At 73.3% G+C, this 26,723-nt stretch carries 2 protein-coding genes (1 of these 2 running past the window's edge); both read right to left on the bottom strand.

Annotated features, from left to right (window positions below; all coding sequences use genetic code 11):
* On the bottom strand, positions 1 to 9,273 hold the 5' portion of the coding sequence (locus ACVTJA_RS21950) for an RHS repeat-associated core domain-containing protein (RefSeq protein ID WP_465838910.1). It extends 2,235 nt beyond the left edge of the window; 9,273 of the gene's 11,508 nt are visible here — the first part of the coding sequence; its start codon is at positions 9,271 to 9,273; the stop codon falls past the left edge of the window.
* Complete coding sequence (locus ACVTJA_RS21945; protein WP_465838908.1) at positions 9,258 to 26,723, bottom strand: CARDB domain-containing protein; 17,466 nt, start codon at positions 26,721 to 26,723, stop codon at positions 9,258 to 9,260. Before ACVTJA_RS21945 ends, ACVTJA_RS21950 begins: the two co-directional genes overlap by 16 nt.

The raw sequence follows: 26,723 nt of genomic DNA, 5'->3' as shown, positions 1-26,723 counted from the left end.
GGCCACCCCGTCCGCGTCCTCCACCCGCGTCCGGTTGCCCTTCGCGTCGTAGCCGTACCTCAGCGTCTTGCCGTCGTACCGCTGCTCCGTCTCCAGCCGGTCCAGCACGTCGTACGTGCGGACCGTCTCCTCCACCACCGGGCCCGCCGACGTGAGCTTGTGCTCCTCCACCCGCAGCGCGTTGCCGTTGCTGTCGTACTCGAAGACGTGCTGGTCCACCGAGGGCAGCTCCCTCGGCGTCGCGTGCCCCGTGTACTCCCGCCGCTCCAGCCGGTTCAGCAGCACGTAGGTGGACGTCACCACCTGGCCCTTCGGGTCCGTCTCCGTCCGCCGGTTGCCGTTGTCGTCGTACGTCCACCGCCACGTCAGCGTCCCCACCTCGCCCGAGGGCGTGGCGCCGGGCTCGTGTCCCGGCACACCGCTCCGGTCCGCCGCCGTCAGCCGCGCGTGCGCGTCCAGGTGCTGGTGCTCCTCCGTGCGGCGCCCCAGCAGGTCATACGCATACGTCGTCAGCCGCCCGAGCGCGTCCTGCTTCGCCACCAGGTTGCGCGCGGTGTCGTAGACGAAGGTGTACTGCCCGCCCAGCGCGTCCCGCAGCGACACCTGCTTGCCCAGCTCGTCGTACTCGAAGCGCGTGACGTGGCTGCCCTCGCAGGCCAGCGTCTCCAGCTCCGCCAGCGTGCGGCCCCGCGCGCCCCCGTGCGGCAGCGACGGCGCCCCCAGTGCCTTCTTCTCGCAGAGCCGGTTCCCCGCCGCGTCGTACGCCCTCGCCGTCACGTTGCCGAGCGCGTCCTCCTCTCGCACCGGCTGGTCCAGGTCGTCGTACGTGGTCCTCACGTCCCAGGCCACGCCCGTGTCGCGCGGCCCCTTGCTCGACACCCGGTTGCCCGCCGCGTCGTAGCCGTACGTCCAGCGCGCAGCCTCCAGCGTGCCCACGCCGCGCGTCTCCTCCACCATCCGGCCCGCGCCGTCATACCGGCGCACCGTCGCATGGCCGTTCGGGTCCACCGCCCGCACCACCTGCCCCGCCGCGTCGAGGAAGCGCTCCTCCACGCGCGGCAGCGGCTGTGCCCCGGCCAGTGTCTTCACCTCGCGGTCCAGCCCGTCCCGCCAGCTCACCGCGCTGTGCCCCTGGCGGTCCGTCGCGGTGGTGCTCAGCGCCAGGTCGTCGTACCGCACCGTCTGCGTGTAGCGAGGCGCGGTGCCCTGCAGCGCGTAGTCCTCCGTCGTCGTCAGGCGGTCCACCGCGTCGTAGCGGAGGCGCGAGACGTAGCCCTTCGCGTCCTTCGTCGCCCGCCGCACCGACGCGTCGAAGCGCGCCTCGAGGACGTGCCGCTCCGCATCCTCCGCGCGCACCTCGCGCCCCAGGCCGTCCACCCAGTGCCGCGTCACCGCGCCACGCGCGTCGCGCTCCTCCACGCGGGACAGCGCCTGCGCGTCCTTCGCGTCGAAGTACGTGCGCGCCTGCATCGTCAGCGGCCGCCCGCCGTTGGACAGCGACTCCACCAGCACCGTGTCACGCGGCCGGCCGAGCGCGTCGAAGGTGGCCCGCCCCGTGATTCCGCGCCCGTCCACCCAGGACGTACGGTGCCCCTCGCCGTCGTACGTGGAGCTCTCGCGCACCCCCGCGGGGCGGCGCTGCTCCCGCAGGCGGCCCAGCGCGTCGTACGTCCACTCCGTCCGCCGGCCCAGCGCGTCCACGACCGCGGCGCGCTGCCCGTAGACGTCGTACTCGTACGACTGCACCAGCCCCAGCGCGGGGCCCACTCCGCTGTCGTCCGGCTGCCGCGCCAGCGGTCCGCCAACCACGTCCCGCTCCTCGCGGTACACGCGGTCCAGGTCGTCCAGGTGCCGCGCGCTCACGAAGCCGCGCGCGTCGCGCAGCCACATGACATGCGCCGCGTCGTCGTAGACCTGCTCGCGCGTGTACACGAGCTCGGGGCTCCGCCCGGCGCCGGCCACGGCCCGCTCCGTCACCGACAGCGGCCGATTCAACCCGTCGTAGGTGGTCGTCGTCGTCCGGTGGTGCGTGCCGCCCACCTCGCGGCGCACCTCGCGCACGTTGCCCTTGCCGTCATACGTGCGCCGCTCCACGCGGCCCACCGCGTCCGTCAGCACCGACGGGCGGCCGGCGAAGTCGTACACAGTCGTCTGCACGTGGCCGTTGCCGTCCTCCTCGCGCACCACGCCGCCCGTCAGCTCGTACCGGGCCTTGCGCTCGTAGCGCACCGGCCCCGCGCCGAAGTCCGCGCCCGGCACCTCCGGCCCCGTCTCCGCCACCACGCGGTACAGCGAATCCAGCGTGAAGTCGCGCCGGTGGCCCGACAGGTTCACCTCGAAGACCTTGTTCCCCACCGCGTCGTAGCCGTACCGGGCCACCTCGCGCGTGAGGCCCACCTCGTCCGCCGCGCCGCCCTGGGCCTTGAAGCGCTCGCCGTCCTCCGGCCGCACCGTCACGGACACGCTCACCGGCCGGTCCGCGTAGTCGTACTCCGTGCGCGTCAGCACGCCGCGCCGGTCGACGAGCCCCGTGCGGTTGCCGGCCTCGTCGTACTCCATCCACGTCTCCAGCACCTGGCCGAGGCCGCCGCCCCGCTCCGTGACGTGGTGCACCCGCCCGTGCTCGTCCAGCTCCGTCTCGCGGATGAAGTCCGTTCCGCGCGTCTCCCGCCTGGGCTGCCCGTCCGGGTAGTAGTCCAGGGTCCGCACGAGCTCCGGTGAGCCGCCCCGGGTGTTGTGGCGCGTCTCGCTCAACATCCGGTCCAGCCCGTCGTACGTGCGCGTCGTCAGGTGGCCTTGGCTGTCCTGCTCCACCTCGAGGCGGCCGCGCGTGTCGAGCGTCAGCTCGGAGGTGATGCCCTTGTCCCCGTCCACCTCCGACCAGCGCGCTCGCGCGTGGCCGCGCGCGTCGTACGCGGTGATGCGCTGCGAGTAGCCATTGGCATCGATGGTCTCGACCAGGTCTCCCCTGCGCGCGCCCTGGGTGCAGCCCACACTGTTGATTCCGCAGTACCGGTTGGAGATGACGAGGTCCTGGGCAGACCGCGCCAGGGACGCCACCAGCTCCGCGCACCCCTTGCTGGAGAGGAGCTGCTCGCGCGGCACCCGCGCCACATAGCGCCGCTGCTCCAGCACCAGCCCCGTGCCCGACGGGGTGGCCGTCCGCGGGTCCACTCCCGCCGAGTCCAGGCGGAACACCGTCGCCCGGCCCTCCGGGTCCACGTGGCACGTCCGCGCGCCGAAGGCCGCGTCATACGCGGACTTCTCCACCACCGCGTCCACCGTCTTCCCGTCCGCGTCCACCAGCGGCGCCGTGGCGCTCGCGCCACCCGAGGCGGGCAGCGCGGGCGTCTGGATGCGGCGCTCCACCAGGAAGCCGAAGGCGTCGTAGCGCAGCTCGGTGATGCGCCCGCGCGCGTCCTCCTCCGCCTCCGGGCGCAGGTGCGCCGCGTCCCAGCGCACCGAGGTGCGGGCCTGCTGCTGCGCGGACAGCGGCCGCTCCACCTCCGCGGTGGTGCCGTTGCGCGCCAGCCGGTACAGCGTCGCGGGCACGCCCGGACGCGGCCCCTGCACGCGCGTCAGGTACGTGGTCAGCGGCTTGCCCACCACGCCACGCACCAACGGCGTCAGCTCGTACGTGAAGGTGGTGACGGCCTCGCGCGGCTCCGTCACCGAGCGCACGCGCTCCTCCTTGTCCCCGAAGAGATAGAAGGCGTCCTCTCCCGGGAGCATGTCCTCGCGCGAATACCAGGCGTAGGACGTCACCTCGCCATTCGGCGACGTATAGGACGCCAGGCGCGTGCGGCCCTCCTCGCGCGGCGAGTCCACGTAGGTGAAGGACTCCTCGCGCAGCACCGGGGCCGAGCAGGCGCCGTCATGGCGGCGCGCGGACGCGAGCCGGCCCTTCGCGTCGTAGCCATACCCGAGGCACACGCCCAGGCTCTCACCCGACTGGCCGGGCGCGGGCAGCTTCCCGTCCACGCCCAGCCGCAGCTCCACCTGCTCCAGGCGCAGCGGGCCGTTGTTCTCCCCGCGCCCGTACACCAGTTGCAGGAAGCGACCGCTGCCCTCGTCGAACACGCGCGTGAGCGCCCCATCCAGCTCCGCGGGGCCGTACTCCAGCAGCACGCGGTTGCCGCTCGCGTCGACGATGGACGTGAGCCGGTAGCGCGCCGGTGACACTCCGGAGTCGAGCCGCCCGAAGCGGTACTCCACGCCGCCCTTGGAGCGGAAGACGAACTCCGGGCGCGCCGCGTCGCCCGTGCCCACCAGCTCGCGGCGGAACGTCCCGTGGAAGCCGCGCTGTGCCTTGCAGCCGCTCCCCTCCTGGGTGCAGACGAAGACCTGGCCGCCGCCCTCGCCACCCACCACCGAGTAGCGGAAGCCACCCGCGTCGCGCACCGGCAGCACGTACGACTCGTACCCGTGCGTCCAGCCCCGGCCCAGCGTGCCGTCCTCGGCATGGCCGCTCGAATAGGAGCGAGACCACGACAGCCCCGGGCCGCGCGAGCGCAGCTCCAGGTCCGTGGCCTGCCTGACGAGGTGGCCGTCCACCACGCTCACACCCTTGACGAAGGTGTGGCCCACCGGCAGCCGCCCCATCGTCGACAGCGACGTCGTCAGCACCAGCTCCTTTTTCAGCGTCGGGCGGGTGCCGTCGTCCGGCTTCAGCTCGATCGCCACCTTCTCCTGCCCGGGCAGCTTGGGCGGAACCTCCACGACGATGCTGCCGTCCGTGAGGAGCTGGAATGGCTCACCGGACACGGGCTCCACGCTCAGCACCCCGCGCTCGCTGGCGAGGATGCGCGCCGAGGCGAAGGACGTGCCCGCCACCCGCACCGTCAGGAGGCCGCGCTCGAAGGCGGTGATGCGCAGCCGGGCGGGAATCCGGATGGGCAGCTCGTTGACGTCCGGCGGCTCGGGAGGGTCGTCCCGGGGGTTCTCCGCCGAGGTGAAGTCGCGCACCGGGAGGATGATGCGCGCGGTGAGCGGCTCGTCCGCCTGGAGCTCCGTGTCGGGACGGATGATGCGCAATACCGTCGTGCCCAGCGCCACCTCACGCAGCGACGAGGAGCCCGGGTCCCTGCCAATCAGCTCCAGCTCCAGCCGGCCTCCGCCCGTGCCCTGCAGCAGCGGGAACAGCAGTCCCGACGTGGAGGCGGGAGGCAGGACGAAGAGGGACGGGTCCCTCGAATCCCTCGGCAGCTCCGTGCCGTCGGGGATGTAGACCACCTTGTCCCCGGTGAGCGTGGGCTGCACGTGCACGCGCGCATAGACAGGGAACGAGCTGGCGTTCTCCACCGAGAAGCCCACGTTCAGGTCCGAGGTGCTGGCCACTCCCAGCCCCGCCGCGTTGACGATTTCGCCCCCTGGCAGCCGGCGCCTGGGGACCACCTTCGGCATGGAGGAGTACGCCTCGCCGTAGTAGCTGCGGTTGCAGCAGACCTTGCGCACCTCCACGTCGCCGTTGCTCTTCACCTCGCGCAGGAAGGCCTCGCCCCAGTAGTCGGCGCGCTGCCACCCGTCGAGCACCAGGAAGCGCGGGCGGAAGACGGCGGTGTCCGCGTCGTCCAGCGCGTCCGTGCCCACGGTGACGGGCACGGCGGACTCAGAGCCCAGCACCGCCCCGGCCGCCGAGCGCACCTGCATGCGCAGCTCGACGCGCTCGTACACGGGCTGCCCGTCGGCGTTGCGCTCGTCGCCGCGGATGGGCGCCCAGCGGGTGCCCGCCGCGTCCGTGGTGCGCTTGAGAATCTCCGTCGCCACCGGGTACGGGTAGGACGTGAGGTAGATGCCCCGGACGCCCGCGTTCCGCGACGTCGCGCGGAACGTGTACTCGCCCTCGGGGAGGATGGCACTCACACTGAACGAGCCCGACACCCCGGCGGTGCTGGCCGTGAGCATGTACATGCCGGGCACCGCACCGGGGATGTAGCCGGTGGACACCCCGCCCAGGGAGTCCGAGACGCGCTCGAGCGCGGCGTGCTGCCGCGGATCCAGCGCATCGAGCGTCAGCACCGAGCCGGCCTCCGACGGGACGAAGAAGCGCCCCAGCCCCGGTGCCTGCGTCCACGTCACCCGGCGGTTGGCCAGGGCGTTGCCGTACTGGTCCTCCACGCGCGCGAACAGCGTGGTGCCCAGCTCCACGGCGACCTCGCGCTCCAGCACCTCCGTGCCGCCCACGTCCACGCGCGCGGGCACGTCCGGCAGTCCGACGAAGGTGAAGGGCAGCGCCAGCACCAGCGTCCTGCCTCCCGCGTCCGAGGTCTCCGCCGTCACCTCGTTGAGGCCCAGTTGCTGCGGGTATGGCGAGCCCGGCCCGGAGAAGTACGCGCGGGAGATGTTCGTGTCCGGCACCACCCGCGCCACTGCACGGCCGCGCGCGTCCGTCGTCGTGCGCAGCTCCTCCATGGGCGTGCCCGCGGCTCCACCCGCGGCCAGGAAGCGCGGCTTCGCCGAGTTGATGGCGCGGAAGCGCACCTCCGCGCCCTGCACCGGGCGCCCGTCCTCGGTGGTGACGAACACCGCGGCCGCCATGGCCAGCGGCTGCCCCACAACGCCCTGCTGCAGGTCCGTGGCGTCCACCTTGAGGATGCGGGCCGCCTTCGTCGGGTCCTCCACCGCGGGCGGAGCCTCCGGCTGCTCCAACATCCCGACGAGCAGCGGGTCCGTCCACCACAGCGGGGACACCACCGTCGTGCCACCGGAGATGAGGCCGGACAGGAAGTAGCCGCCCTCCTCCGTCTGCACGTCACGCGCGATGAAGCCCGTGCCCGTCCAGTCCCGCACGGTGAGGTCCACCTCCGGCAGCATCACCTCGCGGCCGCGCTCGAGCTGCACGCGCGCCGCCTCGCGGACCTCCGGGTCCAGCGTCAGGTCCGCGAGCGTGGCCAGCCCCGCCGGCCCCACCAGCGTGAGCACGGGGATGCCCTCCTGCCTCGCGCGCTGGAGGATGCCGATGGTGGAGATGGCGTCCTCGTGCGTGCCCTCGGTGAGCACGCGCGCCTCCAGGAACGAGCCCTCGTGGCCCGACATGCGCAGCAGCGCCTGCCCGCGCCCGGGCACGAGCTCCAGCGGCACCAGCGTGCGCAGGTCCGAGTCCACCTCCAGGCCCCGGAAGCGCACCGCCTGCACCATGCCGAGCGACTCCTCGACGCGCAGCGCGTAGCCCACGAGCACCAGGCCCGCGGTGGGCCGCAGCGGCACCACCTGGAGCAGCCGCGCCAGCTCCTCCTCCGACGCGTGCCAGGCGCGCGAATACGCGGCGGCCCGCTCGTAGAGGAAGCGCGCCGCCCCTCCGTCCAGGTCCTCTGCTTCGGCGTCCTCGGCCTCTTCCGCCGTATAGCCATTGCCGCCGAGCCCCAGTCCCAGCGCATACAGGTTGCCGGCGACGATGCGGTTCTCCACCCGGCGCGCCGAGCCGTCCGGCAGCAGCAACTCCACGCTCCAGCCGTGCTCCGCGCCCATGGAGACGCCGCGGCTGCCTACCGCGCGCTCGCGGCCGTCCACGCGCAGCACCGGGAGGACGTGCAGCAGCGAGGGCGGGACGCGGTACAGCCCGCCGTACGTGCCGACGAGCTGCGCGTCGGCCTCCGTCGCCGGCTTGTAGGCCAACAGCGCCCGGTGGCCGGCGAGCTGGTGCAGCGGCAGCGTCACCTCGAACAGCGCGCCCTGCGCGTCCCACGCCTTCACGCGCACCTGGTGCCGCAGCGAGTCCGGAAGGAAGGCGGACTCCTCGTGCACGCGCACCACGCGGTACGGCAGCGTGCCCGGCAGCAGCGCGAGCGACTCCGTCCGATTTCGCACCGTGCGCAGCACCTGCGCGTACGTCAGGTCCGGCCGCGCGGTGGACAGGTGCTCCGTCACGCGAGCGCGCACGTACTCCAGCAGCGAGGGCCCCGGCGCGTGCTCCAGGTAGCCCCGGGTGAGGTCCGCCGCGCTGATGCCCATGGACTGCAGCACGTCCAGCGCGGGCGGCGTGGCCGAGCGGCGGGCCCGGCCCGTCACCGCCGGGTCCACCGGAATCCACTGCCGCCCCTCGGTGCTCGCGCCACCGCCGCGGTAGTCCGCGTAGGGCACGTACGCCTCCACCCACACGCGGGGCAGGCGCACGGCGGTGACCCGGCCTCCGGAGAGGACGGGCTCATGCGGCGTGCCCGAGTCCGCCAGCGTGCGCAGCACGAGGGGCTCCAGCTCCGCGGGCAGGACGAAGGGGACGCCGTCGGGCACCGCGCGGTCCAACGCATCCGCCTGCTGCTCGGTGAGCAGTCCCATCAGGTCCGCGAGCCGGGCCAGCGGCAGCTCCACGGTGCCGCGCACGTAGCGGGCCGGGACGCCCTGCGCACGCAGCAGCGACACCAGCAGCGTGGCCAGGTCCGCGTCGTTGCCGCGCTTCTGGCGCAGTGTCTCTCGCGCGCCCTGGACGGCGCCGTAGTACCACTCCAGCGTGAAGTCGCGCTGCACGAAGTCGATGGCGGCGCGGGCCGTGCCGAGGCTCGCCGCCGTGTCACGCACCTCCTTCGACAGCTCCACCTCGCGCCCGGCCGTCGTGTCCTCCAGCAGCGAGGCGCCCGCGCTCGCGTTCATGAAGGCGGGCAGCACCTCGCCCTGGGGCGCTGGCGCGGGGCCGAGCGCGCCCTGCACGTAGGACAGGTCCGCGCTGAGCACGGGCCGCGTCCGCTCACCCGCGGCGCCATCGAGCAGCTCGCGCAGCCGCGTCAGGCCCGCGCGCGGCTCCTCTCCGAGCACGCGCGACAGCCAACCCTCCTCGCCCTGCGTGCGCAGCGCCTCGGAGAGGACCACGCCCCGGGACAGCACCTCCTGGAGGCGCGCGTCCGCCACGACGTGCCCCTCGCGCAGGGACGCCAGTGCCTCCGACGTGCCCGGCGCCTTGCGGGCGAGCGCCAGTCCCTCGCGCGCTCGAAGCTGGAGGCGGGAGAGCACGACGAGCGCCGCGTCCACGTCGCGGCGGGCGGCCTCGCGCGCCTCCGCGTCCACCCTCGACGCGAGGAGTCGGTCCACCAAACCCGGCGCCGACCCCACCCGCTCCTGGGCACGGCCCATCAGCACCCGCGCGTCGCGCAGGTCCGGCGCGACGCGCTGCTCGCGCCGGCGCAGTGCCATGGCTCGCTCGTAGCGCTCGGTGCGCTCACGGGCCGCCAGGTCATCCGGCTGCGCCTGGCGCACGGACTCCAGGGGATGGACGCGGGGTGCCGCACCCAGGGCCGCCGTCGCCAGCAGCCCCACCACCAATGCCCTCACTGAACCGAACACCGCATCCCCCAGTAGAAGATCAGCTCATCCAGCGCGAGCCGGACCTGCGTCGAAGGAACCTTGAGCTGCCGGGCCTGGGACACCGCCGTGAGCAGGTCCTTCAGGTTGGCCTCCGGCGTCACACATCCCGTCCCCGGCTGCCGCGCCGACACCGCGCCCAGCAGGGCCGCCAGCTGCTGGCGGATGGCCCCGTCGTCGCCTGTCGCCGGCAGGGCGGCGACCTGCGCGCGGGCCTCGGTCATCAGGGCCGGGCCCGAGCGCGCCACCGTCAGCTCCCGCGCCACCGTGGCCAGGGACTGCGTGCCGAGGCGGACCTCGGCGGTGATGTCCCACGTGCCGACGGCGTCCGGAGCCCTCAGGAGCGACCATACCCGCGAGCTGCCCCCCACGGGCGGCGTGAGCGTCCAGGTGTACTCAGTGCCTGACCACGGCTGGCCCGGGGAGACCCACTCGAAGCGCAGCGGCGACTCCACCGACTGGCGCAGGTCCAGCGCCGCCACCGAGACGGCCGTCGTCACCGCCAGCCCCGTCTCCACCACCGCCAGTGGCGCCACCTGCCGCGGTGTGGGCGCGACGTAGGCGAGCGCCGAGCCGATGACGGAGCTCACGGCGGAGGTAGACCCGGCCCGACTCGGGTCGAAGCCAAGCGTCACCACGCGACCCGCTCCCAGCACATTCACCGCGGCCGCCACGGGCGGCTCACCCACCGCGATGTCGTTGACGTAGATCGCCGCCTCCGTGGCCGTGTCCGGCTTCAGGCGTACCGCGCCCGAGGTCAGCAGCAGCGCCGTCCCGGCCCCCAGGGGCCCTGCCTCCACGCGCACCACCGTCGAGCTGGTGCGCGTGCGCAGGTCCAGACCCAGTGCGTCCCGCATCGCGGGCAGGTTCGCCGGCCGCGTGCGGACCATGACCAGCCCCAGGTGCCCACCGTGCACCAGCTCCGTCAGCTCGCTGGACAGCGCGTCGTTCTGACAGGCCGGAGCGGCGGCCGCGGACGTCGGGCTCTCGACGGCGTCGTCCTCCCGGCACAGCGGGTCGGCCGTGTCCAGGCTCATCCAGACCAGGACGGTGTGCCGCCCGGACCGCAGCGCCGAGAGCAGTGCACTCTCGTCCTTCACCACGTGAAGCCGTCCGGCGGGCACCACGCGTTGGAAGAAGCTCTCCACGCGCTGCGCGTTCCCTGCGGTCATGCTGCAATCCGCCTCGCGCAGGTAGAGCAGGACGCGCGGCGTCCCCTTGTCCACGTCCATCGCCAGCGAGACGGTGGACGGCTCCGAGTCGATGCGGAAGGACACGCGCGCCGTCGCGACATGGTCGGCCCGGTCCTTCGCGCTCGCCACCAGCTCATGCGGGCCCTCGGCGGACACCCGCGTCCCCGGGACGAAGGTCTCCCCGTCGAGCGTCACCGTCGACTCGGCGAGGTGGGCGTCGGTGACTTCCACCACGGGCACCACCGGCTCCGTGTACCGCTGGCCCTCCTCCACCCCGGTGATGCGGATGGAGGGCGCCGTCCGGTCGATGCTGAACGCCACCCGGACGTTGCTCTCGCGCTCCAACCCGTCACGGGCCAAGGCGACGAGCACGTGCTCGCCCTCGGCCGTCACGGTGTCGCCGCTCTCGAAGTCCTGTCCGTTCAACTGGAGCGACGTGGAGCGCAGCGTCGCGTCCTCGAACGTGACGACGGGCGTCACGTTGGCGTCGGTCACCAGGCCCTCCGTCACGCCGCTGACGGTGATGGCTGGCGGCGTCCGGTCGATGCGGAACCGGCCGCTCCAGTCGGTGCGGTTGCCCGCCCGGTCGAAGGCGGCGATGACCAGCCCGTGCTCGCCCTCCGCTGTCACGCGCTCCCCAGAGGCGAAGGGCGCGCCGTCCACGCGGCCCTCCACCGACAACGGGTGCAGGTCCTCGGCGGTGAAGGTCGGCTGCACGTCCCCGCCCGCGAGGAGGCCGTCCGTCACGCCACCCACGTGCAGCACGGGCGGCGTGCGGTCGATGGTGAAGACGAGCGTCCGCTCCGTCGCGTTGCCCGCGGTGTCGGTGGCGGACACGTGCAGCGTGTGCTCGAGCTCCGCCGTCACCACGGTGCCGGACGTGAAGTCCACGCCGTCCAGCGTCACGCTCGACGAGGCCAGCGCCAGGTCGGAAATCTGGATGTTGGGCACCACGTCGTCGCGGCGCAGCTCACCGTCGGCCACGCCCGAGACGACGATGCGCGGCCCCGTCCGGTCCACCGTGAAGCGGGCCTCGGCGCGGCCCACGTTGCCCGCCCTGTCGCGCGCCTCGGCCACGAGCTGGTACGTGCCGTCCTCGGTGATGAGGGTGCCGGAGGTGAAGGGGTTGCCGTCGAGCGTCACCGCCACCCCGACGAGATGCTCGTCCTCGGCCACCACCACCGGCTGCACGGCCCGCGCGTAGAAGCCCTGGGGCTCGACGCCGTCGATGCGCACCTCGGGCACGCGCGTGTCGTTGATGACGTGGAGCACGAGCGGGTTGTCCGATGAGGGCATCGCCAGTCCCGAGTTGCCCTCCGCGTCCACCGCGGACACCACGAGCTCGTGCAGTCCCTCACCCTGGAGGGGCACCACGCCCGCCCACTCGCCATCCAGCGCGGTGCCAGAGCGCGCGGTGAGCTGCGTGCGCGCCGCCCCGTCCACGTCCGCGACGACGGCGGCCGTGCCGGAGGCGTCATCCATGCCGCGCAGCCGGAGACTGGCCGAGCCGGAGACATGGCTCCCCTCGGCGGGCCCCAGCAGCGTGAGCACGGGAGCAAGCCCGTCGCGCACGCGGAAGCTCGTGGTGGCGAGCATGCCGCTCGCGCTGCCCATCTGCTCGGCCCCGAGCACCACCGGGTAGCTCCCCAGCGCCAGGCCCGACGTGGGCACCCCGTGGGTCCCCGTGAGGATGGCTCCCGGAGACACCGTGCCCAGCGGCGTGGTGAAGCTCGCCAGCGTGGCAGAGGTGAGCGGGTCGACGACGAGGACATGGGCCACCACGCCCTCCGCGGGCGCGTTCCCCGCGTTGCTCACCCGCCACTCCACCCGCGCCTCCTCGCCACGGCGCACCGCCGTGCCCACCACCGCCACCGAGCCCGGGAGCACCGGCTGGCCAAGCACCTGCACCGACACCTGCGCGCCCACGGCCTGCACACCGGCCACGCGCAGCACCGCCGTCGCCTGGTAGACGCCGGGCGCCAGCCCCGCCGAGTCGAACGTCACGCGCTCGGTGCGCCGCGCGCCCGGCGAGAGCACCGGCAGCGTCACCGTGCGCTCACCCACGCGCTGCCCCAGCGCATCCAGCAGCGCCACCTCCAGCGTGCCGTCCACCAGCAGCGCGTTGGACGCGGCCTGCGTTAGCCGCGCCTCCAGGGCCATCAGCTCGCCCATGCGCCAGGTGGAGCGCTCCGCCACCAGCGTCAGGACGGGCGCCGCGTCCGGAGTGATGCGGACGGGAGCCTGCGCCTGCACCGCCGCGGCGCCCGTCGCGCGAGCCTCTACCAAAACGCGGTAGTCCCCCGCGAGCGTGCGGCCCACGGCGAACGCGCGCGTGAAGCTCCCCGCCTCGCCATCCGCCAGCGCACCGCGCACCTCGTCCAGGGCCGACAGCACGGTGCTGCCATCCGCCGCTACCAGCCGCGACTGGAAGGTGACGCCCGCCATGGCGCCGACGCTCAGGTACTGCACGCTGGCGGTCACCACGCCACCCGCGGTGACCTCGGCCGGAGCCGCGGACACCTGGAGCTGGAGCCCCGGCGTGCCCACCACGCGGAACGTGGCCGTGGCCTCGTTGTTGGAGCGGTCAACGTCCGGGATGGACGAGGCCGGGTCGACGACCGCGCGCAGCCGGTGCTCGCCCAGCCGCCCCGCCAGCGACAGCGGGAAGCGCAGCTCGATGCTGGCACCCTGCCACAGGGTGTCCTGCGTCTGGCGCACGTCGGAAGACAGGACGACGCCATCCTGCGTGAGCAGGCGCAGCTCGGTGGGGAAGCCGCCCGCGCTCCTCTGTCCCACGTTGCTCACCGTCACCACGGCGAACGCGGGCTCGCCGGCCACGGGAACCGCGGGCTCCAAGCGCACCGCCACGGTCAGGTCCGACGCCGACGAGCTCCCCAAGCGCGTCACGCGGACGATGTTGGAGGGCTCCGACGCCACGTCAGCCGCACCGGACGCCGTGGCCCAGAAGACGTTCTCCCCGTACTCCAGCGGGACACCCTCGAAGCGGAACGATGCGCCGTAGAGCACCTCGCTGACGAAGCCGCTGGACACCTGCATCAGGCGCTCCCGGGACCAGGCCAGTAGCGCCCGGCTCGACAGCTCGGGATAGGTATGCCGCTGGTGGGACTCGAGGTCCTCCACCATGAGGACGGCGTCCGAGAACCACGCCAGCCGCTGCCCGTCCGGGGACAGCGCGATGGACTGCTCGAAGGCCTCCGAGCCGGTGAGGTTCACCACGCGGCCGCCGGGCGCCTCGAGGAGGAACACGTCCGTGCGGCCTCCCGAGGGCGCGGCCCAGGCCACGCGCGTGCCCGCCGCGGAGGCACTGAGGCGCGGCGCCTCCGCGTCCTCGCTGGTGAACACGTCCGTGCGCGCGCCGTCCGCCACGGAGATGCGCGTCACCGTCGGCTGCGCCCCGCTCGCCGCCAGCACCGCCAGCAGCGAGTCCCCGCCCGCGAGCCAGGTCAGGTCGCGCGTCGTACCGCTCTCCAGCTCCAGCACCGGACGGCTCGGGCCTCCGGCCACGGACTGCACCTGGAGCAGCTCCGTGCTGGCACCTTCCTCGCGCGTGACGAAGGCGAGCGAGGTGGCGTCGGGGCTCCAGGCCGGCAGGAGCACCTCCCCCTGCACGTCTTCGGCGACGGGCCATCCCTGCCGCGTCTCCAGGTCCACCCGGTACACGCGGCTCAGCGACGCGCCGATGGGCCGGCCCACCACCGCCACCTGCCGGTCATCCGGAGAGAGGACGAGCGCGCCCGTCAGCTCGATGCCGGGCAGCGCCACGTCGAAGAAGTCGTCCGAGCCGAGCGTCTCCACGCGCACCATCGTGGTGACCCAGTCGAGGCTGGCCACATAGGCCACGCGGTCCGAGCCCACGGCGAAGTCGATACCGCCCCGCAGCTCCGCCGACAGGGGCAGCCAGGACATGTCCGAGAAGAGCGAGCTCGCCACCGTGGTGCCCGCCAGGCGGCCCTGGTGGAAGAGGTCCACCCGGCTGCCGGGTTCGGCGACACCGGAGACGTAGCTCGAGCCCGAGGCGTAGCTCCCGTCCTGGGGACTGGTGATGCGAGGCGGGCGCATCGGCAGCGTCCGCTGGGGCATGCCCACCGCCGGCTCGGAAGGCGCGCTCCGGTTGCCTGGCGCATCCACCGAGCGCACGCGGTACGCATACGCGACGCCATCCGTCAGCCCGGTGTCCCGCCACTCCAGCACCTCCACGGGCGTGGGCGTGAGGACGGAGAAGGCGCCCGTGCTCGTCGCGCGCTCCACCACGTAGCGCAGGCCCGGGCCCGCACCGACCCAGCTCACGAGGAGCTGTCCGCCCGACGCGGGAGCGTCCACGCGCGGCCGCGACGGCACCGGCGGCAGCGGCTGCGCCACCTCCGCCACCACCGTGTTCGACGCGGCGCCCTCCACATCCAGCAGGTCCGCGGCCTGGACGGTGTACGCATGACGGCCGTTGGGGAGCCCCGTGTCGACGAAGCTCCGGGCCGTCGCGTCCAGCGACGCCACGCGGGTACGGGCCCCGCCATCGGACTGCCGGTACACGTGGAAGGAGGCCACGCGCTCCAACTGTCCTTCCGGGGTGAAGGTGAGCGACACGCTGCTGCCCGTGACGGAGGCCAACGCCAGCACCACCCTCACGTCCGGAGGGGGCGTGTGGAGCACGCTCACCGGCGCGGAGCGGACGCTGCGGTTGCCCTCTGCGTCCACGACCTCCGCCGAGAAGGTGTTGCGCCCTTCGATAAGTGTCACGTCCGCCGCGAAGTGCCCCTGCGCATCCGCCGTCACCCGGGCCGCCAGAGCGCCGGTGCCGTCGAAGAAGGTGACGGCGCCCAGGGCTTCCGCCTCGTCGCCAGTCAGACGCACCGTGCGCTCGGAGACGCGCGGCGGAGGCGCGGACAGCACGGGCGCGTAGATGCGCACGGTGCGGCGCGTCCGGGCCACCTGGCCTCCGGCACCGTGGGCCTCCAGGACATACGTGTGCGAGCCGAACGTGACGGGGGCGTCGGTGAAGGACAGCCCGTCCATCACCGCGCCAGCCCTCACCCCGGCCTCGTAGAGGGAGGCTCCACAGCCCGACCAGGGGCAGTGGAAGTCGAAGCGGAGCCCCTCGATTCGCAGAGCGCCGCCACCGGGCGGCGTGAAGCGGAGGCCATCTCCATTCGAGGCGTCGGCCAGCGGAACCCAGGTCCCCTCCACCCGCACGGAGGCGACCACGGTGCCGTAGAAGCTGAGCTGTGGGCGGAGCTCGTCCAGCAGCACGGACTCGGCGAAGAGGGCCTGCCACGTGTAGTCCAGCGCGTCCTCCGCGAAGCCGTCCCAATACGTGTCCGGGTCTCCGTCGAGTCCCGCCTCGGGCGTCGTGTCATTGGCAGTGAACGTGGCGGAGAGCTCCGCCGCGGGCAGCGCGGCGGAGGTACCGAGCACCTGGACGCCGCGCAGCAGGCGGTACGACTGGGCCTCCGGCACTCCCGGGCTCCAGTCGAGCGAGACGGACTGCGCGTCCACGCGCGCCACCAGCGGAGGAGCCTGAGGCGCCTCGGTGGAGAAGAAGTAGACGGGGACGGGGGCCGGGTCCACGTGGCCGGCCGTGTCGCGCGCCACGGCCCGGACCTCGAGCACACCGGCGGGGAACGCGGAGGGCTCCAGCGTCACCCGGTAGGGCTCACGGGTGACGGGCGGCCCCAGCGGCGCGAAGTCCGTGGCGCCCTTCCCTCGCACCTCGAACTGCACCTGTGCCACGTCCTGCGCATCCACCGTGGCCGACACGAGTGTGGCCCCGTCGAGCTGGCTGAAGGCCGCGGGCGACACCACCGTCGCCCTGGGCGCGTCCGTCTCCACCACGACGGACCGGGAGTTGGACGGGACGCTCACGTTGAAGGCGTTGTCCACCGCCTGCACCTCGTACGTGTACGAGCCGTCCACCCGCTGCTCGTAATAGCTGGTGGACGTGAGCAGGTACGGCGAGAGGTCGGCCGGCGTCGCACCCGACGGGGCGTTGGCGATTTCGCCGTTGCGGAGCACGAGGTAGCCGCGGAGGTCCGCGGCCGCGCTCCGGCTCCAGGCCAACTCCACGGAGCCGCCGGAGGACACGCGCGCGGAATTCAGCACGGGGGCCGGCGGCGCGAGGTTGTCCGTCTTCACGGTGGTGGTGACGGAGCGCGCGTTGCCTTCGACGTCCTCGGCCTCCAGCCGCAGCGTCAGCAGGGCGCCCTCGCCCACCGTGGTGGTGTCCAGCACACCGATGGGGCCCGCGCTCACCGGCACGGACGCGCGCGCCAGCACCTGGAAGTCCGACGGGGACTGGCCCTGCCCGACGAGGAGCCGGTACTCCGCCAGGTCCGCCGCGGTGATGGAGCCGAGCACCGTCACCTGGCCCCGGACGACGGCGCCGTTCACGGGCTCCAGCAGCGCCACCTGGGGCGCCTGCGTGTCCACGTGCACCTTCGCCGGAGGCGACGGCTCGCTCCACAGCTCCGCCGCGTCGCGCGCCCGCACCGTGTACGTCCAGACGCCATCCTCCAGCTCGGCGTCCAGGTACTCCCGCGTGCTGGCGGGAACGAGCCACGACACCGGCTCGCCACCACTGCCGCGCGTGCGCGACACCTCGTAACCGTCGACGTCCGCGTCCGGGCTCGCCGCCCAGGACAGGCGCGCCGCGCGCGGAGGCTCCCGCACCGCGACGAGCGACGGCACCGGCCGGGGCGGCGTCGTGTCGAACACCACCGTGGCCGTGTCCGTATTCACGTTGCCCGCCTGGTCCTTCACCTGGAGCCGCAGCCGCCAGGTGCCCTGGCCCGGGAGCGTGGTGGTGGCCAGCGTGGACGAGGAGACCGGGCGCGTGCCCTTCACGAGCGTGACGAATGGCGCGGAGGAGCCCTCCGGCCCGCTCGCCAGCTCCACGGTGTACTCGGCGAGGTTCGTGTCCCGGGCCGTGCCGACGATGTCGAGCTCCGCGGAGCCCACGCCTCCACGCGGGCCCTCGATGACGGCGTCGGGGCGCGTGTTGTCGATGACCACGTCGATGCGGGCCTCGGCGGTGAGGCCTGCGTCATCCTCCGCGCGCAGCACCAGCGTGGCGGGGCCGCCCTCCAGCGAGGCGGCGTCCCAGGCCAGGACGGTGCCATCGGCGGGCAGCTCGGTGCGCTCCGCGAGCGTCGTGCGCTGCCCGTCCCGCTCCAGCTCGAGCGTGAGGGACTTCAGCGCATCCTCCACCAGACTGGCGCGGACGAGGATGGGCTGGACGCGGCCGGAGAGGACCGCGCCGGAGCGGGGCTCGGCGAAGGCCACCACGGGCCGCGTCGCGTCCACGCTCAGCTCGTGCCGCAGCTCGGCCTCGTTGCCCGCGGCGTCCCGCGCGCGCAGCACCAGGACGTGCGTCCCCGCGCCCAGCCCGGACAGGCGGGCCAGCGTGCCGGAGACTGGCGCGTGGCCCTCGGAGACACCCGCCTCGCCCTGGCCCGGCGCCTGGTGCGTCAGGGACCAGGACTCCAGGTTCTCGTCCGCGATGCTGCCGGACACCGTCACCGCGTCCGGCACCCGCGCGCCCGCGACCGGAGCCGTCACGCGCAGCGTGGGCCGCTCCCGGTCGACGACGATGAGCAGCTCGCGGACCTCCTCCACGCCCGAGGAGGAGGAGGCGCTCAGCCGCAGGCGGTACGGCCCGTCGGGGATGCCGTCCAGCGCGGCGCCACCCAGCACGAAGTCGAGCGACGAGGAGACCGCCGTCGCGGGCATCACCTCGCGCGCGAGCGTCCCCTGGGCGGCGAAGAGCTCCAGCTTCGCCGTCCCAGGCGACAGCACGGAGAGCGTCACGTCCGCGCGCTCCTGCACGCCGTCCGCGTTGGGCGACAGCGCGGTGGGGCTCGCCGTGAAGGAGGAGATGAGCCGGGGCGCCTCCACGATGACGGTGCGCAGCGCCTCGGCGGTGGCACCGGTGACGTCCTCCACGCGCAGGCGCAGCGTGTACGTCCCCGGCGTCCACGACGCCGCGTCCACCTGGCCGAGCAGCCCGCGAGCCGGACGGGTGGACGTGACGAGCACGGTGAAGGACGCGGGCGACGGCCCGCTGCCCACGGCCAGCTCATAGCTTCGCAGCGAGGCATCCGTCGCCTCGCCCTCCACGCTCCAGGTACCGGACACGGAGCCGCCCTCCACGGGGCGCTCGATGCGCGCGACGGGCTCGGTGGCATCCACGTCCAGGGGCACGCGGGCGGACGACACGAGGCCGCACGCATCCGTGGCCTTCACCACGAGCGCGTAGCGACCGTCCTCCCGCACCGCCGCGCGCAGCGACGCCTCATCCAGGTCGAGGTGCAGTGCTCCGGCGGGCGCCGCCGTGGTGATGACGTCACGTGACTGCCCGTCCGGGGCCAGCAGGGACACGGCGACGGCCGCCGGCTCGTTCAGCGTGAAGTCCACGCCGACGCGGCGGAAGCCCTCCGCGCCCACGGGAGAGAACACGGCCGGGCTCGCGGCCAGCCCGCTCACCTGCACACCGCCCACCAGGTGGAACGGCACCGGAGCCGAGCATGACAGCCGCCCGCTGGCGTCGCGGGCATCCACCACCAGCTCGTAGTCACCAGCGGGCAGCGCGCTGACGTCCGCGGTGGCCAGCGTTCCCTCGACCAATGTGTTCGTCCGGCCGGAGAAGCTCTTCGTGGCCACCGGGCGCAGCACGCCATCCGGGCCGCGCAGCAGGACGGTGTAGCCGGCGAGGTGCTCGTCCTCGACGGCCCCCTCCACGTCGAGGCGCGACACCTCCAGCCCCGACGCGGAGCGCTCCACGCGCGGGCAGACGCGCTCGCCCGCGGCGGGCTTCGACACCACGGCCTGCGGCGGCGTGGAGTCCACGATGATGGCGCGCGCATAGGGCAGCGTGGCGGTGGCGGAGCTGCCGCGGTCATCCGTGGCCCGGGCCCCCACCACGTACGAGGCCTGCGAAAGCCCCTGCGTGGACAGCATGGCGCGCGCCTCCACGGTGGCGCCGGGGGTGAAGCCCGTCACCACCAGCGGCGACGTCGACGTCCCCGGAATGGGCTGGCTCCAGGCCTGCAGATTGACGACGCGTCCGTCCAGCGAGCGTGCCTTGATGCCAATGGCATGCACGGGCTCGCCCGAGCTGCAGAACGACAGCGGCGGCTCCTCGGTGATGGTGGTGAACTCCACCTGCGTGCAGCCCAGCGACGCCTGTCCGCCAGGCACGCACGCGTGGTAGCCCTCCCGCTCCTCCGTGGAGTCCACCACCGAGCCATCCCCGAGGTGGGCCACCAGCCGGATGCGGTGGGCGCCGCACGTCGCCAGCTCGGTGAAGTCCAGCGGCACGGACGTGCTCCCGCTGAAGCCGCGGGACATGCCCACCTTCTTCCAGACTCCGGTGGACTCGGACTGGAACAGCACCTCCACGTAGGACACGTCCTCGCGGAACGTCTCCACCAGCGTCGCCACGCCCTGCGGCGACAGGGTGCGCAGGTCCTTCACCTCGACGCCGCACAGGTCCACCTTCGCGCTCGCGCTCACGGCCTGCCCGGAGAGCGTGTGGGCGTGGAGCTCGAGATCGTACTTGCAGCCCTCCAGGTCTCCCGTGGAGACCCCCGTCTCATACGGAATCTGCTCCTCGCCGGGCACCCACGCGAGCGTGGGGAGGCTGAAGGGCATCGTCACGGTGGCGCCGTCGCTCTTGAAGACCAGCGTGGCGTCCTCCGCGAGCATGTCCCCGGGGCCTGACACCGGCAGGTCGAAGCCGAGCTTGAGGAGCTCGGCGCCCTCGTCATCGACGCCGACACAGGTGCGCAGCGGCAGCGTCTGCGACTCCAGGCTGTAGAGCTCGAGTCCGCTGCGGAACTCGCGCCCCTCCGTGTCCGTGGCGACGATTTGCAGCTCGTAGTCCCGGGGCAGCAGGTGCGTGGCGTTCCAGATGAGGGACGTCTCCGACACGAGCTGCACCTCTCCGGCGGAGGCTCGCGTCCACTCGGGGCTCCCCTTCACGCGGTAGTCCACGTCCAACCGGACGAACGGCTTGCGCACCGACGTCTGGAGGACGAAGGCATACGGCTGCGGCGTGAAGAGGAACCGGTTCTCCGTGCTGTCGAAGGGTGACTGGAGCAGGTCCAACCGGGGGAAGCGCTCGCCGCCGACGTAGAGCGCGCCCTTGTCGGGCGCCAGCACGGAGGCATGGCCGAAGCCGATGAGGGTGAGCTGCTCCGGGAACGTCCTCGTCGCCGTGGTGCTGACGTTGCCCGCGAGGTCCTCCGCCCTCGCCCGCCACGCGTGCGTCCGCGCCTCGGTCATGGAGACGGGGCGCGACAGCGCGGTCAGCGTGTTCGTGGAGTCGAGCGTCTCGAACTGGCTGTCACCCGTGCCGGGGATGCTCTGCTCGAGCCGGAAGGTGTCGAGGTTCGTGTCCTTCGCGCTGGCCGTGACGCGGCCCTTGAGCACGGCCACCTCGGGCAGCGTGCCCAGGGTGGAATAGGCCCGGACGCGCTGCACGGAGAACGCGCCCGCGCTCCCGCTCCCGGGCGATGACAGCTCGACGGTGGGGTACGCCTTGTCCACGACGAAGCCCAGCGACAGCCCCTCGCCCTCCAGGGTGTAGCGGCCATCCGCCACCGCGTCGCCCGCCTCGTCCCGCCCGTCCCACGTGAAGGTGCCCGTCCCCGCCTCCAGATGGCTGCGCGGGAAGCGCCGGAGGATTCGGGCGCCCGCGTCGCGCACGACGAACTCGAAGCTGGCGGGCCCGAGGACGGAGTACTCCACCGTCGACACCTCGCGCACTCCGTCGCCGTTGGGCGAGAGGTACTCGAGGTCCCGCGAGAGGCCGGCCACCATGGGGACGTCGCTCCACGCCGCGGTGAGCGGCACGCGCCGGCTGTTGCCCGCCTTGTCGAAGACGGCCAGCTCCACCTCGTAGCGGCCCGGACCGGGAGGCACCCAGCCGGCGAGCTCTCCGTCGACGACGGGCGTGAGGGAGCGGGCGATGACGGTGGGCGCGGCGCTGGAGCCGGCGGGCCGCGCGGAAATCTCATACCGGAGGAAGTTCTGGTCCTGCGCCGAGCCGCGCAGCGACAGCATGCGCGTGCCCTGGGCGCGCACCGCCGTCATCTCCGCCGCCAGGTTGGCTCGCGAGTAGATGATGTGCGGGGCCGTCGTGGTGGAGCCGCCCGTCGTGGCGACCTCCGCGTCCACGAGCAGGAAGGTGCCCTCGGGAGACCACTCCTTCACCTGGACGGCCAGGCCCGGGCGGCGGGCGAGCAGCAGGCGCGGCGCGCCGCCCTGGGAGGGGACGCCCCAGACCTCCTCGTCGTCGTACGCGCCCGGCGTGAAGGTGTACGCCACCATGGAGCCGTCGGGCGCGGCCGTCATCGACAGGTAGGTGTCGGGCGAGAACTTCTCGCTGGCGCGCGTCTCGTCGCGGTACAGGGCCCGCGTCTGGCCCGACACGGTGTCCAGCACGTAGATGCCACCGCCGCGGTAGATGGAACAGGGCGGTTCGACTTCGCACGAGCCGTCCGCGCAGTACTCGAGCCGGCAGACCTCCGCATCATCCGAGGTGGTGATGGACTCGACGCCGGCGTAGGCCAGCTCCCGCTCGTTGAGCCAGAAGAAGGAGCGCGAGAAGGGAATCCGCAGCGGGACACTCCACGCCCCCTCCGTCGCATAGGAGCCCGGGTGGGTCAGGTCGGTGATGGTGACGGCATCCCTCCGGGTGGCGAACGCGACCCGGGTGCCCTCGGGCGACAGCCTCAGCTCCTGGACATTGGACGTCCCATCGATTGACGGGCTCGTCTTGAGGACCTCGCCCGAGGCATCGAGCAGCGTCCAGAAGTAGTGGTGGCCGAAGTACTCGCTGTAGTACCAGTTCTTCACCAGCATCCGGCCGTCGCGGCCGACGCGCATGGGAATGGAAGTCGCATCCACGTCGGGGCCATGGCTGCGCACCGTGTCCCGGCAGTTCTCTTGGTAGTCCAGCGAGGGCCCGTGGACCGCGGTGTAGAGCCGGCTCGGCGCCGATGCTCCCGGGGTGATGGCGTGCACCCCGGCCTCGGTCATGCAGTAGTGGAAGCGGGTGTCGACGGCGCTGTAGAAGGACTGCCCCGACAGCGTCTGGTACACGATGTGCCCGAGGGTTCCCGCCCACTGGAGCGTCCCTCCGTCCCACCAGGCCGGTATCGACGCCACCAGCGTGCGCTTGCCGTCCACGAGCCCCTGACGCGTGATGTCCGTGCGCTCCGTCGTCGGCGTGAAGACTCCCGTCACGAGGAGCAGCGACTCGTCGTCGTCGCCCATGAAGACGCGGGCGTTGGAGGGAACGTCCAGCCGCCGCCAGGACACCAGCGGCGTCCCCGCCGCGTGGGAGAGGGACTCGCGGTTGCGGTCCAGCACCACCGTGCCGTCGCCTACCCGGGTGGCGCTGGTGGCACCGCCCACGCGCGACTCCGCGATGACGCGGTAGCGCCCGTCCTTCGCCCACGCGCCCTGCGCCGTCTGGCCATTCCACTCCAGCGTGTACGTCCCCGGAGCCAGCCCCTCGCGCGTCTCCTGGTGCACGAGCGCGCCGTCCGCATCCAGCCACTGCACGTCCAGCGCGCCGGCCTGGGCGAGCTGCACGCGGACGCCCGAGGTGTCCTGCACACCGTCGCCAGTCGGAGAGAAGTACGCGGGCGTGAGCGCGAAGGCTCCGGACTGCACCACCACCTCGCGCTGCGCGCGGTTGTTGCCGGTGTCCCCTTCCCTTCCGGAGGCAGGCAGCGTCACGCGCGCCACCAGCACCACGGCGCCGGACGCGTCCCCGGTGGGCCACGAGAAGGTGGGCTCGAAGCGCGCGTTGGACTCGATGCGCGCGGCGCTGACACCGCCGAGCCTCTTGCCGCCCTGCTCCGGCGCTCCCTCGAACAACTCCACCGTCGCGTCCAGCGCCGGCTGGCCACCCCGGTTGAAGACGGAGACAGTGACAGGCACCGTCTGCCCCGGCCGGGGGAAGGGGTCCTCGAGCAGGAGGTCCGCCGAGGTGATGGCCAGGTCCGGCAGCGACAGCGGCGCCATCTGGACGACGGCCACGTTGTCGTCCTCGTCGAACTCCCCCACGAGCTGTCCCGTGTCGGCGCGCGCCACCAGCGTGAGCGCCGCCGCCGACTCCGGAGTGAAGGACGCCGTCACTCGCGTGCTCGCCCCCGCCGCCAGGTCCTCCACCCGCACTCGCGCCACGCGCGTCTCACCCGCGGGATTCTGGAGCGCGAAGTCCACGTCGAACGCGCCTGTGGCCACCGCGCCCGGGTTCTCCACGGTGATGGCCAGGGAGGCCTGCTCGCCCTCCTTCGGAGGAGTCGGCGTCACCTGGAAGCTGCCCGTTGCGAAGCGCAGGTTGGGCCGCTGCGAGGCGTCCACCTGGAGGGCTACCGTGCGGCTGTCGTTCCCCGCCGAGCGGTCCGCCACGTGCACCAGCTTCGCGGTGACGCTGAGCGGGCCCGCGACGGAGGCACGCCAGAGCGGCTCGAAGTCCGTGGTGGAACCCGCGTCGAGGTCCTTGCGCACCGGTGACAGCACGGCCACCCGCGCGCCCGAGCCGTCGAACACCTCCACCTGCACCTGCGCGCCCGCCGCCAGCGTGGTGCCCCGGTGGGCCACCGACACTCGCACCCGCACGTCCTGCCCCTGCTCCACGCGCGCCGGCTCCACGCTGAGCGCCGTCATCGCCAGGTCGATGGTGGGCGTGACGGGCAGCACCTTCGTGGCGCTGTTGTTGGCCTCGTTGGCCTCGTCGACTTCCCCGCCCGGGTCCACCACCACCGTCACGCCGACGGCGCCGAAGAGGCGCTCCACCGGGGCGGTGAAGGTGACGGGGACGAGCGACTTCGCGCCCACCGTCACGCGCTGCCTCGCGACGATGGTGCTGTTGACGGACAGCGCCACCTCCACGTTGGAGGCCGCCGACTGCCCCAGGTTGGCCACGCCCGCCACCACCTGGAGCTCGGTGGGAAGCTCCGAGACACTCGACGGGCTCACCACGAGGCTGCTCGCGCTGACACTGAGCTCCGGCCCCTCCGGGGGCTCCTGCACGACGAGCGGCAGGGCGTGCCGGTTGTCGTCCTCGCGCAGCTCGTCGATGTGCCCCTCGGGGTCCACCACGAGGAAGACGCGCGTCGCGCCGCCGAGCGTGGAGGTGTCCACGTTCAACGTGACGCTCACCGTGGCACCCGCCGCCAGCGACGCCACCTGCACGGTCGCGCTCACCGGCGCCCCGCCCTCATCGAAGGCCTGGACGGTGAAGGCGCCCGCGTCCACGTAGCCGGCGTTGCGCACCGGCACCGTCACGGCCACGGGCTCGCCTTCGGTGACGGTGTGCGAGGACGCCACCACGCCCGAGCCGTCCACCGACAGGTTGGGCGTGAGCACCACGCGAAGCGCCTGGAGCACCTGGGCGGTGTGCGAGACGGAGCCCCGCCAGCTCCCGTCCTCCTGCTGCTGGGACAGGAGGAACTGGCTGGCCGCCCGCGCCGCCACCGCCGAGAGGCTCCCGTGGCGCGCCAGCGCCAGCAGTGCCTGCGCGGTGCCCGCCGGGGAAATGGCATCGTCGCGGTAGTCCCCGTCCGCCGTGCGCAGCCCGTGCAGGAAGGCCGTGCCACGGATGAGGGCCTCGTCCCGCCCGGGCGCGACGGGGCCGTCCAGCAGGAAGGCCACCACGCGGGCGGTGGGCTCGATGCGGCTGGGGCCGCCGGGCGTGAAGCCCCAACCGCCGTCCCGGTTCTGCGTGGCGAGGAGGTAGCTCGCGAAGCCGGTGAGCACCGGCTCGGCCCCCGAGGTACCGGTGAGCGCCGCGGCCGCCAGCACCGTGTCGATGACGCTCGACGAATAGCCCGCCGCGTAGCCCACGCCGCCGCCGGAGTGCAGCCCTTCCGGCTCACGGCACTCCAGCAGCTCCTCCGCCGGAGTGGGCGGGCGGAGCGCGGCCAGCAGCGCCAGCGCGCGCCGCGAGCGGCCATCCACGGTGGCGTCCTCCACCGTGCCCAGGAAGTCCGCGCCGCGCGACACCGCCGTCGTCGCCCCCGCCGTCGTCCTGAACCCGGCCAGCGCCTCCATGGCGAGCTGGGTGTCCCGCAGCCGCGTGGGTGGCGCGTCCGCCCAGCTCCCCTCGGCGGCCTGGCGAGACAGCAGGTAGTCCACGCCCTTGCGCACGCTGGGGGCGCTCGCCACGGGGCCGGCCGGCACCTCCAGGAGGTCCGTCTCCATGTAGGCCCGGCCGCCGGACAGGAAGAAGAAGGTGTCGAGCCACGCGGTGCGGACCGACTCCACGAAGGCGAGCTGCTGGGGCGTCGGGCTCTGCCCCGGCGCGGTGAGCACGGCGAAGGCCGCGCGGAAGTGGCGCTGCGACAGGGTGGACGCGGGCACGCGCGCGCCTTCCGCCGCGATGATGTCCTGGATGCCGACCTGCACCGGAGTGGCCGGCACGCTCGTGCCGTCCGGCGGAGGCCGCGCCGTGGGCTCGTAGGGCGTGGAGCCGGAGGGGCGCAGCAGCGTCACCGCCTGCACCTCGCCCGGCGGCACCAGGCCCATGAGGTACAGGTCCAGCGGGCCGTAGCGGCGCACCGACTCGCGCGCGGTGAAGGTGCCGTCGCCGTTGCTCCGCCAGTCCGAGCCGTAGAGGAGCGACGCGTCCGAGTCGAGGAAGAAGCTCCAGTGGCCGCCCTCGCTGCCGAGCAGGTCCGTGCGGCGCTGCTTCGTCACCGGGTCCAGCCACGTCACCTGGCCGGACCACTGGTGGGCCACCTCGTGGCCCAGCGTCTGGAGCACCTCCGCGACGCTGCGCTGGTCTCCGGGCCTCAGGCCCGCCAGGTCGATGTAGCCCTTGAGGCGCCCGCCGCTGCCGTCATCGCGCTGCGTGCCAATGGGCTTGCCGATGCCCTGCACGTCGTTGCGGAAGAGCCAGTGCACGCCCACCGCTTCCGCGCCCAGGTCCGTGGGGAACGACGGGAAGACGATGAGGAAGTCGTAGCGGTCCGCATGCGTCTGGAAGAACTGGCGCGCCGCCGCCTCGCGGGACGCGAAGCCACCGACGCCGCGGTCGTAGCTCGAGCCATCTACCTGGAGCCGCGCCACATGAGGGGTCTGCTGCGCCGAGGCCACCCATGGCAGCAGCAGCGCCAGCACCAGCGCGCCGAACCCACCCCGCCCCACACCGCTGCACGCACGACGGCCCTCGGAAGCGCACGGGTGCGCCCCACGGCACGTGGCTGGCTTCAT

It is taken from the genome of Pyxidicoccus sp. M6 (assembly GCF_055568925.1).
This window is presented reverse-complemented; position numbering and strand designations above follow the sequence as displayed.